Annotated in this window: 16 protein-coding genes; 5 read left to right on the top strand and 11 right to left on the bottom strand. The window is 70.0% G+C overall.

Annotated elements, in window-relative coordinates:
* Positions 1-68 precede the first annotated feature (68 nt).
* From ACQ4L4_RS27325 to hemP, 8 genes are all read right to left on the bottom strand, one after another.
* The gene (locus ACQ4L4_RS27325; protein WP_431101927.1) at positions 69-1559 is read right to left on the bottom strand and encodes a DUF2325 domain-containing protein; all 1491 of its coding nucleotides are present in this window, start codon (positions 1557-1559) and stop codon (positions 69-71) included.
* Between the two features lie 12 nt (positions 1560-1571).
* Positions 1572-2339 carry an energy transducer TonB gene (locus ACQ4L4_RS27330; RefSeq protein WP_431101928.1) on the bottom strand — a complete coding sequence of 256 codons (768 nt, stop codon included), beginning with the start codon at positions 2337-2339 and terminating at the stop codon, positions 1572-1574.
* Positions 2336-3124: an ATP-binding cassette domain-containing protein gene (locus tag ACQ4L4_RS27335; protein ID WP_431101929.1), complete on the bottom strand. Its 789-nt coding sequence runs from the start codon at positions 3122-3124 to the stop codon at positions 2336-2338. Before ACQ4L4_RS27335 ends, ACQ4L4_RS27330 begins: the two co-directional genes overlap by 4 nt.
* Positions 3124-4221, bottom strand: a complete 1098-nt coding sequence (locus tag ACQ4L4_RS27340) for a FecCD family ABC transporter permease (RefSeq protein ID WP_431101930.1) — start codon at positions 4219-4221, stop codon at positions 3124-3126. Before ACQ4L4_RS27340 ends, ACQ4L4_RS27335 begins: the two co-directional genes overlap by 1 nt.
* A gap of 58 nt (positions 4222-4279) precedes the next feature.
* Positions 4280-5161 carry a heme/hemin ABC transporter substrate-binding protein gene (locus ACQ4L4_RS27345; RefSeq protein ID WP_431101931.1) on the bottom strand — a complete coding sequence of 294 codons (882 nt, stop codon included), beginning with the start codon at positions 5159-5161 and terminating at the stop codon, positions 4280-4282.
* The gene (locus ACQ4L4_RS27350) at positions 5155-6252 is read right to left on the bottom strand and encodes a hemin-degrading factor (protein ID WP_431101932.1); all 1098 of its coding nucleotides are present in this window, start codon (positions 6250-6252) and stop codon (positions 5155-5157) included. Before ACQ4L4_RS27350 ends, ACQ4L4_RS27345 begins: the two co-directional genes overlap by 7 nt.
* Before the next feature lie 16 nt (positions 6253-6268).
* A complete protein-coding gene (locus ACQ4L4_RS27355; protein ID WP_431101933.1) occupies positions 6269-8476 on the bottom strand; it encodes a TonB-dependent hemoglobin/transferrin/lactoferrin family receptor in 2208 nt (735 codons plus the stop codon).
* Between the two features lie 176 nt (positions 8477-8652).
* Positions 8653-8877, bottom strand: coding sequence for a hemin uptake protein HemP (hemP, locus tag ACQ4L4_RS27360; RefSeq protein ID WP_067277199.1), 225 nt, complete (start codon positions 8875-8877; stop codon positions 8653-8655).
* A 221-nt stretch (positions 8878-9098) separates the two neighbouring features.
* On the opposite strand from hemP, the gene bfr reads away from it, so the two are divergent.
* Together bfr and ACQ4L4_RS27370 are read left to right on the top strand one after the other, a co-directional pair.
* Positions 9099-9575, top strand: coding sequence for a bacterioferritin (gene bfr / locus ACQ4L4_RS27365; protein ID WP_377157270.1), 477 nt, complete (start codon positions 9099-9101; stop codon positions 9573-9575).
* A 242-nt stretch (positions 9576-9817) separates the two neighbouring features.
* The gene (locus tag ACQ4L4_RS27370; protein WP_377157268.1) at positions 9818-10054 is read left to right on the top strand and encodes a (2Fe-2S)-binding protein; all 237 of its coding nucleotides are present in this window, start codon (positions 9818-9820) and stop codon (positions 10052-10054) included.
* A gap of 166 nt (positions 10055-10220) precedes the next feature.
* Here ACQ4L4_RS27370 and ACQ4L4_RS27375 read toward each other — a convergent pair whose 3' ends face one another.
* Positions 10221-10493, bottom strand: a complete 273-nt coding sequence (locus ACQ4L4_RS27375) for a hypothetical protein (protein WP_431101934.1) — start codon at positions 10491-10493, stop codon at positions 10221-10223.
* A 186-nt stretch (positions 10494-10679) separates the two neighbouring features.
* On the opposite strand from ACQ4L4_RS27375, the gene ACQ4L4_RS27380 reads away from it, so the two are divergent.
* The 3 genes from ACQ4L4_RS27380 (at position 10680) to ACQ4L4_RS27390 (ending at position 14701) form a co-directional block, all read left to right on the top strand.
* The gene (locus ACQ4L4_RS27380; protein WP_431101935.1) at positions 10680-12311 is read left to right on the top strand and encodes a gamma-glutamyltransferase family protein; all 1632 of its coding nucleotides are present in this window, start codon (positions 10680-10682) and stop codon (positions 12309-12311) included.
* A gap of 363 nt (positions 12312-12674) precedes the next feature.
* Positions 12675-14069, top strand: a complete 1395-nt coding sequence (locus ACQ4L4_RS27385; protein WP_431101936.1) for an MFS transporter — start codon at positions 12675-12677, stop codon at positions 14067-14069.
* 17 nt (positions 14070-14086) lie between these two features.
* Complete coding sequence (locus ACQ4L4_RS27390; protein WP_431101937.1) at positions 14087-14701, top strand: GNAT family N-acetyltransferase; 615 nt, start codon at positions 14087-14089, stop codon at positions 14699-14701.
* A gap of 66 nt (positions 14702-14767) precedes the next feature.
* Here ACQ4L4_RS27390 and ugpQ read toward each other — a convergent pair whose 3' ends face one another.
* A complete protein-coding gene (gene ugpQ, locus ACQ4L4_RS27395; protein ID WP_431101938.1) occupies positions 14768-15547 on the bottom strand; it encodes a glycerophosphodiester phosphodiesterase in 780 nt (259 codons plus the stop codon).
* A gap of 47 nt (positions 15548-15594) precedes the next feature.
* Positions 15595-16680 carry a sn-glycerol-3-phosphate import ATP-binding protein UgpC gene (locus tag ACQ4L4_RS27400; protein WP_431101939.1) on the bottom strand — a complete coding sequence of 362 codons (1086 nt, stop codon included), beginning with the start codon at positions 16678-16680 and terminating at the stop codon, positions 15595-15597.
* Between the last annotated feature and the right edge of the window lie 2 nt (positions 16681-16682).

The following is a 16682-nucleotide window of genomic DNA, read 5'->3' on the forward strand; positions in this document are numbered from 1 at the left end:
TCTTCGGGGCCTTGTTGTTTCCGGCGATGCGAAACGGCCGCTGCCGTCGCCGGACTCCGCGGAAGGACTCAGGATTCGCGGGCCGGCAAGGGCGCGCTGCCGACCATATCGACCTCGCCGTCGCCGCCGCTCAGCGAGCCCAGCGCCCGGCGCATGCCGCTCGCGCTCGGCGATTCGATGTAGACGCACTTCTTGTTGTGGCGCTTGCAGTGGTCCTTCACGCGCCAGTAGGCGTCATGGCTGATGCAACCGGTCTGGCAGATCACGAGGTCCGCCGCCGCCAGGCTGGCGTCGAGCTTGGAGACGGCGTCTTCCTCGCCGCCGTCGTGGTGGAGGAAACGTCCGCCGGTGCGCTCGATCAGCTGGCGGTAGATCGGCACCACCGCCGGTCGGCCGCCGACGCACAGCACCGAGCGCTCGTCCAGCGACGGCAGCGCGCCTTCCGTGCCCGGTTGTGAATCGGCTTGCAGCGATGCCTGCGTCTGCTGCTGGTCCCGTTGGCGCTCCGACATCGCCAGCGCCTGCTGCAGTTCGTCCGCGCGGCGCTGCTCGCGTTCCGCCTGCTGGCGCGAGATCAGCAGCGCGCGCTCCAGTTGATGGATGCGGTCCTGCTGCGTCTGCAGCTGCTTCGCCTGCTCGTGGCGATGGCGCAGGCCGGGGATGCTCTCTTCGAGTTGCTGCAGCTCGTCGCGCAGTCCCGCCGCCAGCGTGTCGCGCGCCAGCAGCTCGCCGCGCAGGCGCAGGCACTCGGCCTGCGAGAGGTCGAGTTCACGGGCCCGCTCCGCGAGCAGCCGCGTGCTGCGCGACTGCGCGTGCGCCAGTTCGCGCGTCAGGATCGCGTGCTCGTCCTGCAGCTCGTCGAGCCGCTGCAGGTCCGCGCGGTTCGCCGCGCCGACCTGGTGCTGCAGCATGTGGATGTCGCGCAGCACCTGCTCCTGCAGCGCCGCGTCGCACCGCGCATGCGTCAGTGCGCCCCACAGCGCGCCGCCGACGTCGTTGCCCTGTTGCGCGGCGTTCCACCAGCGCGTCAGCGACTCCGCCGTCTTGTGCTGCGCCGACTGCCGCAGCGCGATCGAGAAGCGCTGGTCCAGCTCCTTCTGCAGCATCTCCGACACCGGCCCGCGGCGCGCGCATTCGTTGATCGCGCCGCAGTGCATCTCGTAATCGTTGGTCAGCGCCTGACCGCCGAGCAGCTTGCCCAGCTTGCGGCGCAGCACCGGCATCGGCAGGCACACGCCGATCACCGGGCACAGCGCCTGCGCCGGCAGTTCCCATAGGCGCCGACGGCGCGAACCGCGCGGCACCGGCGTGTCGTCGGACGACGAGGACGAAGAGGCGGAGGACAAGGGCGAAGCCTCGCCGCGCGCAAGCGCCTGCGCCAGCGGCAGTCCCGCCACGGCGGCCGGAACAGCGTCGCCCTCCTGCATGAAGACGCCACCTCCCGTCACCGCGCCCGCGGTGGATGCCAGCACGGGGGAGTCGCCCAGCGGGTCGGAAGCGCCCGCGTCGGGACGCGCCAGCAGGCTCAGGAGCGAAGTGGGGATGGGCTTGTCGCACATGGAGTGGACTCCTTACTGCAAGGGGGACGCCTGGAGCGCGAAGCGCACCGGGTACTCGACCCAGCTGACCAGTCGCTGGTTGCCGCGCCGGGCCGGGATGAAGGAACAGGATTCGGCGACGCGGCGCGCCGCCTCGTCCAGCAGCCGCCAGCCGCTGCCGCCGGCCACGACGACCTCCGCGGCGTGGCCGTCGGCGTCGACCTTGACGCGCAGCACGACCTGACCCTGGATGCCGCGGTCACGCAGCATCGCCGGATAGTGGCGCGCGGTCTGCTGGGCACTGCACGCGCGGTGGTCGGCGGGCATCTGGACTGGTGACTCGCCGGTGGCCGGTGCGGGCAAGGGCATCGGCGCAGGCGGAACGACCGCCGTCGTGGCGACGACCATGGCGGCCGCGGCGACTGCGACGGGCCGGGTCGCGGCCGGGTCCTGGTCGGCCGTCGCGGCCGCCGGTGGATCGAATCGGAGCGGCGTCGGCGCGACTGCGATCGGCGGCGTTGCCTCGATTTGCACGGGCGGCGCCGGGATGTCCGGCATCGGAGGAATGCTCAGCGCCGAGCGCGGCAGTTCGATGGGGATCGACGGCGCGATCGTCGCGGTCGGTGCCGTCGGAGACGGCACCAGTCGCGCGCTGATCGTCATCGGCGCCGGTGCGGGCGAGCGCTTCGGCGCGAAGGCGCCGGCCAGCGCCAGCAGCAGGGCCGCGTGGATCGCGGCGGTCATGGCCCAGCCGCTCCATCGCGGCATCCGGCCGTGCAGTTGCAGGGCAGTGGCACTCATGCCCGCGCTCCCACCGCGCTGCCGAGCACCGGCAGGATCGCGAGTCCATGCTGGTCGCGCAGCAGTCGCAGTCTGGTGTCGTAGAGCTGTTCCAGCAGCGGCAGCGTGGCCGGCAGCGCGTCGCAGTCGGCCAGCAGCCGGCCGGACTTCATCAGCCACAGCCGGTCGACATGATTCATCGCGAGGTTGAGGTCGTGCAGCACCGCGACCAGCGCATGGCCGCGCTCCGCCGCGAAGTCAGACATCGCCGCCATCAGCGAGACGCTCAGTCCTGGATCGAGCGCCGCGACCGGTTCGTCGACCAGCAGCAATCCGTCGCGCGCATCCCAGGCCTGCGCGAACACGCGCGCCAGTTGCACGCGCGCCTGCTCGCCGCCGGACAGCGTGTCGAAGCGGCGACCGAGGAGGTGATCGGCCTGCGCGTGCGCCAGCGCTTCGCGCACGATCGCATCCTGGCGGCCGTCGCCCTGACGCGCGACGCGGCCCAAGGCGACAACCAGCTCGACGGGCAGGCCGAACGCGACGCCATGTTGTTGCGGCAGCACCGCGCGTCGTTGCGCGAGCTCGGCCGGCGCCCAGCCTGTGAGTGGACGTCCGTCGAAATTCAGCGTGCCCGATGCCGGACGCAGTTCGCGCGCGATGAGCCGCAGCAGGGTCGACTTGCCAGCGCCGCTCGGGCCGAGGATCGCGATGCGCTCGCCAGGATCGACGCGCAGCGTCACCGGTCCGATCGTTGCGTTGCCCAGCGTCACGCGCACGTCCTGCAAGGTCAGCAGCGAGGCCATCACGCGTTCCCCAGGCGGCGGACCGCGCCGCGCAGCAGGACGAGGAACCAGGGCGCGCCGATCAGCGCGCTGAACACGCCGACGGGGATCTCCGCCGGCACCGCCAACGTCCGCGCGAAGGTGTCCGCCACGACCAGCAGCAGCGCGCCCGCGAGCATCGCGTTGGGCAGCACCTGGCGCTGGTCGGCGCCGACCAGTTGCCGGGCCAGGTGGGGCGCCATCAGGCCGATGAATCCGATGTTCCCGCACCAGGCGACCGCCAGCGCTGACAGGAGGGCGACCATGGAGATGCACCCCCAGCGCAGCCGTTCGACATCGATGCCGACATGCGCGGCCGCCGCCTCGCCGAGCGCGAGCGCGTTCAGGCGCGGTGCGATGCGAAGCGCCATCGCGCCGAGCACCAGCAACGCGACGCCCATCACCGCGGCCATGATCCAGTTGGCGCCGGCCAGCGAGCCGAGCGTCCAGAAGTTGATAGCGCGCAGTTGCTCGTCGTTGGCGATGAAGCTGCACAGGCCGACGATCGCGAAGGTCATGGCCTGCAAGGCCAGCCCGCACAGCAGCAGCGCCGCGATCGAGCCCGGCGCCAGCCAGCGCGAGAGCCGGTCCAGCGAGAAGCACACCGCCAGCGCGCCGCCGAAGCCGACCAGCGGCAGCAGCCACAGTCGCGCCTCCGCGGGCAGCGCGGCGTGCAGGCCGGCGAAGACGGTCAGGGTGAGCGCCACCGCCGCGGCGGCGCCGCTGGTGACGCCGAGCAGGCTGGGCTCGGCCATCGGATTGCGGAAGAGCGCCTGGCTGAGCGCGCCGGCCAGGCCGAGCGCCGCGCCGACCGCGAGCGTCAGCCCGAGGCGCGGCAAGCGCAGTTGCCACAGCACGTGCGCGCCGCCGGTCTTGGGGGCGTCGCTCCACGGACCGTTGAGCCAGTCCGCCGCCGCGATCGGCACCGCGCCGAACTGCACCGCCACGATGATCGCGAGCACCAGTGCGACCGCCAGCAACATCGGACGCGACCACGCGTGGCGCGACCACGCGTGCCGCGCCGACGTCGCGGCCACCGGCGAGGATCGCGAGGGCAAGGCGGATCCGATCGTGCTCATCGTGCTGTCCGTCGTGTGGTTGGCCGTGCCGTTCGTCGTGCTGTCCGACGCTGGACGCTCACGCCGTCTTGCCCGTACCCGCCGACGCATGCAGGGCCTGAGCCAAGGTCGAGAGCGCCTTCGGCGTGCGCGGCCCGAAGCCGAGCAGCTCCATCGTTTCCATCACGATCACGCGTTTGTTCTGACCGGCCGGCGTCTGCGCCAGGCCCGGCAGCCTCAGCAGACCGTCGATGCCGCCGCTCGCCTCGACGCCTTGCATCGTCGCGAGGATCACGTCCGGCGCCGCAGCGATCGCGGCCTCCGGCGAGAGCATCTTGTAGCCATGGGCCTCGCCGAGCGCATTGGTCGCGGCGGCGTAGCCGATCATCGCGTCCGCCGCCGTGTCGGCGCCGGCAATGCGCGCCTGGTTCCCCGCGTTCGACAGCACGAAGAGCACGCGCGGCGCGCGATGGCCGGCGGCCAGCTTCGTCACCTGGGCACGGCTGGCGGTCCATTCGGCCCGCAGCTTCTGCGACAGGGCGGTGGCTTGCTGCTGGCGGCCGAGCAGATCGCCGAGCGCCTGGGTACGTTCGAGCACGCCTTCGAAGCGGTGCTCCGCGCGCAGCACGTGCAGCGGCACCTTCGCGGCTTCGAGTTGGCGCAGCACCGCGGGCGGGCCGGCTTCCTCGGTCGCGACGACCATCGTCGGCGCCAGCGACAGCAGGCCTTCGGCGGCGAGCGTGCGCGCGTAGCCGACGTTGGGCAGCTTCGTCGCGGCGGCCGGATACAGCGAGGTGCTGTCCACGCCGACCAGATCGCCTTGCGCGCCCAGCTCATAGATCAGCTCGGTCAACGCGCCACCGACGGCGATGATGCGCTGCGGCGCGGCCCACGCCCGGCCGCTGATCGACAGCAGCGCCGCGACCGGCGCCAGCGACAGGACGTGGCGGCGGCTCAGCACGGCACGGTCTCCGCCGGCGCGCCTTCGACGAGGCTCTCCAGCAGATTGCGCCAATCGCAGCGCTCGGCCTGACCGGGCTTGCGTTCGCCGAACAGCATCGCGATCGTGCGGCCCTGCGCGTCGAACAGCTCCAGCGAGCACACCAGCCCGTCGACCGTGGGCTTGCGCACCAGCCACGCCGAGGCGATGTGGTCCTCGCGCAGATGCAGGTTGAAGCCCGGATCCAGCACGTTGATCCACGGCCCCATCATCGCGACCTTGTTCACCGGGCCGCTGTGGATCTGGATCATCCCCGGGTTGCCGACGAAGACCATGATCGACACGTTCTCCTGCGCGGCGCGGCTCAGCAGCTCCTGCGCGCTGGACAGGGCCAGCGGCTGCGCGAAGCGCGGCTCGGCCAGGCGCAGCGCCTGCGTGCGGCTCAGGCCGTGCCGCTTGAGCAGGCCGAAGAAGTCGTGCGTGTCGCGCAGCGACGCCCACTCGCTGCGGAAGGCCGCGACATCGACGCGCTCGTCGGCGATCTCCGCCGCGTCCTGCCACGCATCGCCGGGCTCGAAGCCGGGTTGCTGGTCTTCCGCCAGGAAGCGCTCGACGAGCGCCTCGTAGGCGGCGAGGTCGCTCTCCGGCTTCACGAAGACCTTGTGGATGGCCTGGCCGGCGGCATCGAAGAACTGCAGGCTGCGTTGCAGCGCGCCGTCCGAGAGCCGCTCCGCGACGGCGAAGCCGTGGCGCCAGTGGCTGTAGAAGATGCGCAGGTCGATCGCGCCACCCAGCACCAGGCCGACCTGGCGCTGCGGTCCCTGCGCGCTGACGGCGGTGTAGACGCCGACCTTCTCGTGGACGCAGGACTCGTTGCGCGTCAGCGCCATCACCGGCCCCAGCGGCTCGAGCGCGGCGATCAGGTCCTGCCACTCGGCGCGCAGACGGCGCGCGCGCAGCGGGGACTCGTCGTCGGCGAACGGGCCGGCGTGGGCGGCGAGCAGCGCGCCTTCGGAGATGCGCAGGTCGCTGGCGATGTCGCGGTGGCGGGCCTTGCGCTCCGTGCGCGCGGTGGCGAAGGCCTGTCGCAGGGCGGTGAAGCTGGCTTGCATGGCGGAAGACTCCTGGTCAGAAATCGGCGCGCAGCGTCACCTGGAAGGCGCGGCCGGGGGCGGTGTAGCTGTCGATCACGGCCAGGGCCGTCGGCGTGGCGGCGCTGATGCCGGTCACGTCGCCCCAGCGCCAGTACTTCTTGTCGAAGAGGTTGGTGACGTAGGCCGAGATCGAGAAGGTCTTGTCGAAGCGGTACGCGCCGCCGAGGTCGACCACGTCATACTTCTTCGGCGTGTACTGGGTCGCCGTGCTGACGTCCGACGGCTTTTTGCCGGAGCTGTGCAGCCAGTTGGCTTCGACGGCCCACGGGCCGGACTCGTAGTGCGCGCCGATCTTTCCGCGCAGCGGCTGCACGCTGTCGAGCGGTGTCTCGACGCCGTTCTCGATGCTGTGGCCGCGCGACTTCGCCACCGACGCGTTCACGTTGAAGGTCGACGAGATGTCCCAGACGAAGCGCGCCTCGACGCCCTTGATCCGGGCCTGGCTCAGGTTGACGTACTGGAAGATCGCCGGGTTCGCGGGCGTGAAGGCGCCGCCGACCATCTCCTGCGAGATGAAGTCGCGATAGCGGTTGTCATAGGCGCTCAGCTGCCAGCGCAGCGTCTCCATCAGCTTGCCGCGCAGGCCCAGTTCCCAGCTGTTGGCGTGTTCCGCCTTCAGGTCGGGATTGCCGATGCTCTGGTAGCCCTGGATCGGATTGGCGAAGCCGTTGTTCACCTGGTCCGGCGTCGGCGCACGGAAACCCTGCGCCCAGTTCACGTAGGGCTGGACGGCGGGCGTGGCGCGCCAGATCAGGCCGATGCGCGGCGTCACCGCCTGGTCCGACAGCGAGACGATCTGGCCGGTGTAGCCGTCCTGCTTCGGCGACAGCTTGTAGTGCTCGAAGCGCAGCGCGGGAATGAGAGTGAAATCGCCCGCCTCGATCTCGTCCTGCACGAAGGCGCCGGCCAGCGTGTACCTGGTGTCGGGGAAGGGCTTGCTCGGGAAGGTCTCGCCGGCCGGCGGGACCGTGCCGTCACGCACGCCTTCGATCGTGTTGCGGCTGACGTCGATGCCGTAGCTCAGGCGCTGGTGGGCCAGTTGCGTCTGCGCCTGCGAGCTCAGGCCGATCACGCGTTCCTTGTACGTGCCCAGCCGCGTGCGGTCCGCGGCGGTGTTGCGGTCCTCGTAGGAGAACTGACGCGTCTCGCTGTCCTGCACGTAGACATGCGTCGTCGCCTGCTGCAGCCAGGTCGCGTTCAGGTCCTCGTAGCGGTGCTCCAGCGAGACCCGCGTGCGGTCCATCTTGTCGTGCGCATCCAGCGCCAGCACGGCCGTCGACGGCAGCGTGCCGGTCGCCGGCGGGGCGGTCACGGCCGTCAGCACGTTGGTGTCGATCTTGCGCTCGCGGTACTCGAGCGCGCCCATCAGGCGATGGTTCGCGTTGACGCGATAACCGAGCTTGGCCATCACGCTGTGGGTGTCGACGTCGGTCGGGTTGGGCTTGGTGCGGGTGGCGTTGGCCGCGCCGTTGTCGCCTTCGTTCTTCGTCTCGTGGCCGCGTTGGACCGACGCCTGCACCAGGCTGCTCCAGTCGCCGGCGCCGAAGGCGACCGCGGCGCTGGCGCGTTTGGAGTCGTCGACGCTCATCGCGCCCAGGCGCGCGAAGCCGGCGAAGGTCTTGCCGTTCACCAGCAGGTCCTCCGGCGACAGCGTGCGCAGGCTCAGCGCGCCGGCCAGGCCGTCGCTGCCGTAGGACGTGGACGTCGGGCCGCGCAGGACCTCGACGCTCGCCAGGCTGTTGAGATCGACGAAGTCCGCGCGGCCGCTCGCGAACGCGCCGAACGAGAAGCTCTGCGGCAGGCGGATGCCGTCGACCATCATCAGCACCCGGTTGCCCTCCAGGCCGCGGATGTTGATGCCTTCATTGCCCGAGCGGCCCGTGGACGCGCCCGCGGCCGTGAAGCGCGGGGTCATCGCCTTCACGTCGAGGTCGACCTCGTCGGACAGCAGGTCCTTCAGGTCGCGCGCGTCGCGGCGATCAAGCTGCTTGCGGTTCTTGACGGTGACCGTGTTGGGCACCGCGTCGACCGAGCGTTCGGTGCGGGTCGCGGAGACGGTCAGTTCACCGAGCTGTTGGGGGTTCTCGGCGTTCGATGGGGTCGTGGCGGTCGTCGTCTGGGCGAATGCCAGCGGGAAAGCCAGGGACAGGGCGAGCGCGACGGGCGTCGGGCGCAATTGCATGGTGACGAAATCCTTGTAGTTCTCGGGATCTCGCACGGGCTGGCACGACGCGGGCTGGTGCGGCGGGCGGTCCTCGCGGACGGCCGGCGTTCAGAAGGGAAAGCGAAACGGAAAGGGAAACCGCGACAGCGATCGCGAGCGGCGGACCGGTCCTCGGCCGGCCGCCGCCCGGCGGATCACTTGGTCAGGATGAGCTTGCCCAGCGATGTCACACGCAGCCGGTAGAGCGAGCCGGCGTGTTCGATCTCGACCTCCCGGTCGTTGCCCATCAGCGCCTGGCTGCTGATGCGGCGGCGCTGGACCAACGGAACCGCTTCGCGCGGCGAACCTGCGGCGACCCGTGCGCTGTCCAGCGCAACGGCTTGCAGGGCTTCGAGATGGGGGTGGTGGTGGGCATTCATGCGACGCATCTTAATGAGAACGATTCGCAATAGCAACCAAGAATCGCGACGATTGGATTTTTCTTGTCGGATCGCCTCCGGACGGCATCTCCTCAGAGGCGGCGCCGACGGAAACGGGCTGCGAATACTTCGCATGCAGAGCGGGGGCGCCGGGTCTTGTCCCCATTCGTCGTAGGGATGAGGACAATGCGCCCAATCCCACCGAATTCCAGGAGAAGAACATGAAGGGCGACGCCAAGGTCATCGAGTACTTGAACGCGCAGCTGAAGAACGAGCTGACCGCGATCAACCAGTACTTCCTGCACTACAAGATGTACAAGAGCTGGGGCCTGGAGCGCCTGGCCAAGCACGAGTACGCCGAGTCCATCGAGGAGATGAAGCACGCCGACAAGCTGATGGATCGCATCCTGCTGCTGGAAGGCCTGCCCAACCTGCAGGACCTGGGCAAGCTCTACATCGGCGAGAACGCCGTCGAGGCCCAGCATTGCGACCTGAAGATCGAGATGGGCAGCCATCCGCTGCTGAAGGAAGCCATCGCCTACTGCGAGAGCGTGCGCGACTACATCTCCCGCGAGGTGCTCGAGGAGATCCTCGCCGACACCGAAGAGCACATCGACCATCTGGAAACCCAGATCGAGCTGATCGCGCAGATCGGCGAACAAAACTGGCTGCAAAGCCAAATGGGCGACGCGAGTTAAACGCCAGCCCGCCCATCCCGGGGCCCCAGCCGCCGCCAGGAACCCCGAAGCCCCGCTCGCCGGGGCCTTTTTTCGTCCGGCTTGGGGGTCAGGCTGCGTCTGGAGGACGGGGGTCGTCATCCGTGTCGTTGTTCACCGACAGTTGTCCGACGCGCTGAGGGGACTCTGCAACTCAATTGAGAGGGATTCGCGTTTGCGTTAGTATTCCGGCCATCCCAGGTTCATCCTGACTCGCCGCCGCCATGATCGTCTGCCTCTGCCATCGAGTTTCCGACCGCGATATCCGCCGCACCGTGGCCGACGGCGTTCACAACTTCGACGTGCTCCAGGACGAGACGCAGGTGGCCTCCGCCTGCGGCAGCTGCCACGACTGCGCGCGCGATGTCTTCAATGAAGCCCTGCGCCACTGCGCCGCCGCCCATGGCGTGACCTGCGCCAGCACGTCGCGCGTCATCCCGATCGCGCAACTGGCCGCCTGATCGAAGGCGTCCTGCTCGCGAAGGCGTCCTGATGCCCGGCGGCTGAACGAGCCGCTTCCGGCAACAGCGCCGGACGAAGAAAAACCGCAGACCGGTCACCCGGTGCTGCGGTTTCCTTTTTTTTTGGGCGTCGAGGCGCGCGAGGCGCCTTCGACTTCCGCGCCGATTACTTGGCGGCGGAGGCGCCTTCAGCCGGCTTCTCAGCCTTGTCAGCCTTCTTGTGGCCGGCCTTGTGCGCGGCGGTCTTGTCGCCGGTGGCCTTGTGGTGCTTCGCACCCTTGTGCTCAGCCTTGGCGTCGGACGCCGGGGCGGCGGTCGCCGCCGGAGCCGCTTGCGTGGCGGGCGCTGCCGGGGCGGCGGTGCCTTGGGCCATCGCGGCGCCGGCAATCAGCAGGGCGGGGATCAGGGCCAGGGTCTTGATGGTCTTGAAGGCTTGCATCTGGTTTCTCCAGCAGGTTGAACAAGGTGAGCAGACAACGACGCCGCGACACGATGTGTTGACAGCCCCGTGCAGCTTTGCAATGGGTTACGCAATCCGCACGGGTTCTTCACGGGTCAGGTCTTGCGCGCTGTCCGACCCCGGAGCCATCGGGCAAGATGCCGCGCACGCATTCAGGAGACCCCGATGACAGCCCCCCACGCCACCTTCGACTGGACCCTCGGCTACCCGAGTCAACGCAGCCCGGTCTTCGCGCGCAATGTCGTGTCGACCTCGCATCCGCAGGCCGCGCAGGCCGGTCTGCGCATCCTGGGGCAGGGCGGCAACGCGGTGGACGCCGCGATCGCGGCCGCGGCCTGCATGACGCTGCTCGAGCCCTGCAGCAACGGCCTCGGCTCGGATGCCTTCGCCATCGTGTGGGACGGCAAGACCTTGCAGGGCTTGAATGCCTCCGGCATCGCGCCGCAGGCGTGGACGCCCGACTATTTCGACCGCAAGCACGGCGCCGGCGCATCGCTGCCGCTGCGCGGCTGGGACGCGGTGACGGTGCCCGGCGCGGTGGGCGGCTGGGTCGCGTTGAGCGAGCGCTACGGCAAGCTGCCGTTCGCCGACCTGATGGCGCCGGCGATCGAGATCGCCGAGCGCGGCTACGCCGTGCCCGTGATCGTGCAGGGCAAGTGGCGCCTCGCATCCGAGGTCGCGGACCTCGTGTCGCAACCGGGCTTCGCCGAGGCCTTCCTGCCCAAGGGCCGCGCGCCCGAAGTGGGGGAGGTGTTCCGTTTCGCCGCGGCCGCGCGCACGCTGCGCCTGATCGCGCAGACGAAGGGCGAAGCCTTCTATCGTGGCGAGATCGCCGAGGCCACCGCGGCTTTCGCGCGCGAGACCGGCGGCGCGATCACCGCCGCCGACTTCGCCGCCTATGCGCCGCAGTGGGTGGACACGATCTCGATGGACTACGCCGGCCACACGCTGCACGAGATCCCGCCGAACGGGCAGGGCATCGCGGCGCTGATCGCGCTGGGCATCCTCAAGCAGTTCGACATCGCGTCGCTGCCCGCGGACAGCGCCGCTTCCCATCACCTGCAGATCGAGGCGATGAAGCTCGCCTTCGCCGACACCTACCGCTACGTCAGCGATGCGCGGACGATGGCAGTCCAGGTCGCGGAACTGCTGGACCCGGGCTACCTCGCCGAGCGCGCGAAGCTGATCGACCGGAACAGGGCCCAGGACTTCCAGGCCGGCAATCCGGTCAAGGGCGGCACCATCTATCTGACCGCCGCCGACGAGAACGGCATGATGGTCAGCTTCATCCAGAGCAACTATCACGGCTTCGGCTCGGGCGTCGTGGTCCCGGGCTACGGCCTGTCGTTGCAGAACCGCGGTCATGGCTTCACGCGCGAGGCGGGTCATGCCAACGTCGTCGCGCCGGGCAAGCGGCCGTTCCACACGATCATCCCGGCCTTCCTGATGAAGGACGGCCAGCCGCAGATGAGCTACGGCGTGATGGGCGCCAACATGCAGCCGCAAGGCCACATGCAGACGCTGGTGCGCATGCTCGACCACCGCCAGCATCCGCAGGCCGCCTGCGACGCGCCGCGCTGGCGCTACAACGCGGGGTTGTCGATCAACGTCGAGTCGACGATGAACCCTGAAGCCGTCGCGGGACTGCGGGCGCTCGGCCACGAGATCGCCGGCATCAGCGACAGCTACCAGGACTTCGGCGCGGGGCAGTTCATCTGGCGCCTCGGCGATCCGGCGGTGGAGGGTTACGTCGCGGCGAGCGATCCGCGGCGCGACGGTGCGGCCGCGGGGTGGTGAACCCGCGGCGCGTGCGAGGCAGGGCGGCGCCCCTGCCTTTCCTCACTTGTGGACGACATGACGGCGCTGATAGCATCGACGCCTTCTTCCTCCCCGGAAGCTCTCACGCCACGATCAACGATCGGAGCCGACTGATGACCAAGCTGCTCGACCGCACCAGAAACGACGCCCTGGCGTCGGTGCGCGCGCTTGGCCAGGCCGGCTGGGCGCGACGGCCGTAGGCATCTTCACGATGCCCGCCGGCCCGCTGCGGCCGGACTCCCAGGTCCCTGGCTTTCCGCGACCGCGACGCCGACGCGTCCCGCTCGCCCGGTCCGCACCCGGCGCACGACGCCCCGCGCGGTCCGCATCCGGAGTTTCATCATGTTGCCCAAGAGGACAACCACGTGGGTCGACCGTCTGCTCGACCGCCTGCTGGATCTCATCCGGCTCCCCGCCGGCGATCTGCTGCGCAACCTCGTCTACCGGCGCCTGTGGACGTCGATCCTGATCAGCTCGCTGGGCGGGCAGATCACGCTGCTGGCGCTGCCGCTGACCGCGGCCGTGCTGTTGCATGCGTCGCCGACGCAGATGGGCGTGCTGACGGCGATGGAACTCGTGCCGTTCGTGCTGTTCTCGCTGCCCGCCGGCGTGTGGCTGGATCGCGTGCGCAAGTTGCCGGTCTACATCGTCGGGGAGCTCACGCTGGCCGTGGCCGTGGCCAGCGTGCCGATCGCGCACTGGCTGGGCTGGCTGGGCATGCCCTGGCTGTACTTCGTCGGCTTCCTGCTCGGCACCGTGTACACGATCGCGGGCAGCGCCTCGCAGATCGTGCTGACGCAGGTGGTGAGCCGGGACCGGCTGGTCGAGGCGCATGCGAAGAACGCCCTGGCCTCGTCGGGCGCGGAAGTCGCCGGTCCCGGCGTGGCGGGCGCGCTGATCAAGCTGGTCGGCGCGCCGCTGGCGCTGGCGGTCGACGCGCTGCTGCTGGTGGCCTCCGCGGCAATCCTGCGCGGCGTCAAGATCAACGAGACCCTGCATCGCCTGGACGGTGCCGATTTCTGGCGCGACCTGAAGGCCGGCGTCGCCTTCGTGCGCGGCAAGTCCATGCTGGTCGCGCTGGCCTGCGCGGTCGGCGGCTGGCAGATGTTCAACCAGGCGGCGCAGGTGGTGCAGATCCTGTTCGCGACGCGCGTGCTCGGGCTGTCGGCGCAGAGCGTCGGCCTGTCCTACATCGCGCTGGGCGCCGGCACGGTGCTGGCGAGCGCCATCGGCCACCGCGTCAGCGCGCGCCTCGGACCCGGGCCTTGCCTGGTCAGCGGCTTCGCGTTGTGCGGCGTCGGCTGGGCGGCGCTGTGCGTCGCGCCGGCCAACGCCTGGGGCGTCGCGGCCTTCGCCTTCACGCTGTTCATGTTCGGCATCGGCGCGGTGTTCATCTTCATCAACTTCCTGTCGCTGAGACAGGCGGTGACGCCCGGGCCGCTGCTGGGCCGCATGACCAGCACGATGCGCTGGCTCATCCTGATCCCCGCCGGTCCCGGCGCGCTGATCGGCGGCTGGCTCGGCGAGCACGTCAGCCTGCGCGCCGCGCTGGCCTTCGCCGGCGTGGGCGCGCTGCTGCTGGCGGCGCTGGCCTGGCAGGTCCAGGCCATCCGTTCGGTGAAGGTGCTGCCCAAGGTCGAGGATGAAGAGCCCCCGCTGGGGGCCGAGGCGATGCCTGGCGTCCCTCCTGCGAGTCAGACGGGCGGCACGAACTTGCAGCCGGCCAACGGCAACTGACAGGACCGCCTTCCACCATGCGAGTCATGCCTGCCGACGACCCCATCCTCATCGACGTTCCCGAGCGCCTGGAGACCTCGCGTCTCCTGCTCCTGGCGCCGCGCGCGGGCCTCGGGCCCGTCCTCAACCGCGCCGTGCTCGACGCCCAGGAGCATCTGAAGCCCTGGATGCCCTGGGCGCACGAGACGCCCAGCGTCGAGCAGTCCGAGGCGATCGCGCGGCGCATGCAGTCGCAGTTCCTGCAGCGGCAGCACCTCGCCTACTACCTGCATGAGCGCGAGCCGGACGGCCAACCCGGCCAGCTGATCGGCGGCGCGGGGCTGCACACGCTGGAATGGAAGGTGCGCCGCTACGAGCTCGGCTACTGGATCAGCCCGTCGCACACCGGGCGCGGGCTGGTGTCTGAGGCAGTGATCGCGCTGGCGCGCATGGCCTTCGGCCAGCTGCGCGCGCGTCGCCTGGAGATCCGCACCGATTCGCGCAATGCGGCCAGTCGGGCGGTCGCCGAGCGCTGCGGCTTCTCGCTCGAAGGGCTGTTGCGCGACGACGCGCTGAACGTCACCGGGCAGCTCAGCGATACCTGCATCTACGGGATGATCTCGATCAACGAGTTGATCGATCCCTCGCGCTGAAAGCGATCGCGCGCACGAGGCGCCGCGTCGTCCGGCCAGGTCTGCCGAGGTTCCTCGATCGGGGGGTCAGGCCGTCGGGCTGAAGCGGTCGACCGCGTCGGTGATGATGCCGTCGACGCCGTTGGCGATCAGCCATTGCGCGGCAGCGGCGTCGTTCACCGTGTAGACCAGCGCCTTCATCTCGGCCTCGTGCAGGCGCGCCACCAGCGCCTGATCCATCAGCGCGTAATGCGTGATGACGGCGCGGCAGCCCAGCGACTGCGCCAGTTGCAGCCAGCCGTCGCCCTCGAGCTTGTCGAGCAGCAGACCGCGCGGCACCTGCGGCGCGGATTCGCGCGCGCCACGCAGCGCCTCCGGCTGGAAGCTGCTGAACAGCACCGAGTCCGGCGCCGTCTCTTCCCACAGGCGCAGCACTTCGCCGCCGACGACCTCGCCGGTGCGGAACTCGTCGCCCGGGGTGGGCTTGATCTCGATGTTCAGCGCGTGCTGATTGCGGCGCACGAAGGCGGCAATGGCTTCGAGGCTGGCCGGCGGTTCGCCTGCGAATGCACGGCTGTGCCAGCGGCCGGCGTCGAGCCGCGACAGCTCGCTCCAGGTCCGGTCCGCGGCGCGGCCGCGCGAGGTCGTCGTGCGGTCCAGCGTTGCGTCGTGCAGCAGGAACGGAATGCCGTCGGCGCTCAGCTTCACGTCGCATTCGAAGGCGCGGTAGCCGTGGCGCGCGCCTTCGCGGAAGGCCGCCAGCGTGTTCTCCGGCGCCAGCTTGCCCGCGCCGCGATGCGCGACCCAGAAGGGCAGCGACCAGGGCCAGTTGGTCTCGTCGTCGAGGATCGGTGTCCGGTTCGTCATGTCGTTCTCCCTGATCGTGGATGCTCGACGCCAGGCAAGGCGCGCGCTCAGTCGACGCGCTGCCCGGTCGCGGGATCGAACCAGTGCAGCCGCTCGGCCGGCGCCTTCAGCTGCACTTCCGCGCCCGGTTGCGGCGGCGTGTCGGTGCCGTCGATGCGCAGCGTGAAGGCCGCATCGCCGAGACGGCCGTACACCAGCCGTTCCGCGCCCAGCATCTCGACCATGTCCACCTTCAGCGGCCAGGCTGTGGTTTCGCCCGCGACGATCTGCCCATCGTGCGGCAGCGCGTGTTCGGGCCGCAGTCCGAGGATCAGCTCGCCCTCGCGCGGCGCCGCTTGCGGCAGCGGCAGGGCGGTGTTGCCGATGACGAAACGCCGACCCTCGACGCGGCCCTTGAGCAGGTTCATCGCCGGCGAGCCGATGAAGCTCGCGACGAAGGTCGTGGCCGGGCGGCCGTAGACCTCGTCGGGCGTGCCGAACTGCTCCATGCGCCCGCCGTTCATGACGACGATGCGCTGCGCCAGCGTCATCGCCTCGACCTGGTCGTGCGTGACGAACAGCGAGGTCACGCCCAGCTCGCGGTGCAGCTTCTGGATCTCCAACCGCGTCTGCACGCGCAGCTTGGCGTCGAGGTTGGACAGCGGCTCGTCGAACAGGAAGACCTGCGGGTCGCGCACGATCGCGCGGCCCATCGCGACGCGCTGGCGCTGGCCGCCGGACAGCTCGCGCGGCTTGCGCTGCAGCAGGTGGGCGAGTTCCAGGATGCGCGCGGCCTTGTCGACGCGCTCGCGGATCTGCGCTTCGGACAGCTTGCGGATCTTCAGCCCGTAGGCCATGTTCTCGAACACGCTCATGTGCGGGTAGAGCGCGTAGTTCTGGAACACCATCGCGATGTCGCGGTCGGCGGGCTCGATCTCGTTGACGACGCGCTCGCCGATGGCGATCTCGCCGCCGCTGATCTCCTCCAGGCCGGCGACCATGCGCAGCAGCGTGGACTTGCCGCAGCCCGACGGGCCGACGATGACGACGAACTCGCCGTCCCGGATCTCGGCGTTGACGCCGTGGATCACGGGGTTGGCCTTGGCGCCGCTGCCGTATTGCTTGACGACGTTGCGCAGGGAAATGCTTGCCATCG

The sequence above is a fragment of the Roseateles noduli genome, assembly GCF_050626985.1.
Lineage (GTDB): Bacteria > Pseudomonadota > Gammaproteobacteria > Burkholderiales > Burkholderiaceae_C > Roseateles > Roseateles noduli_A.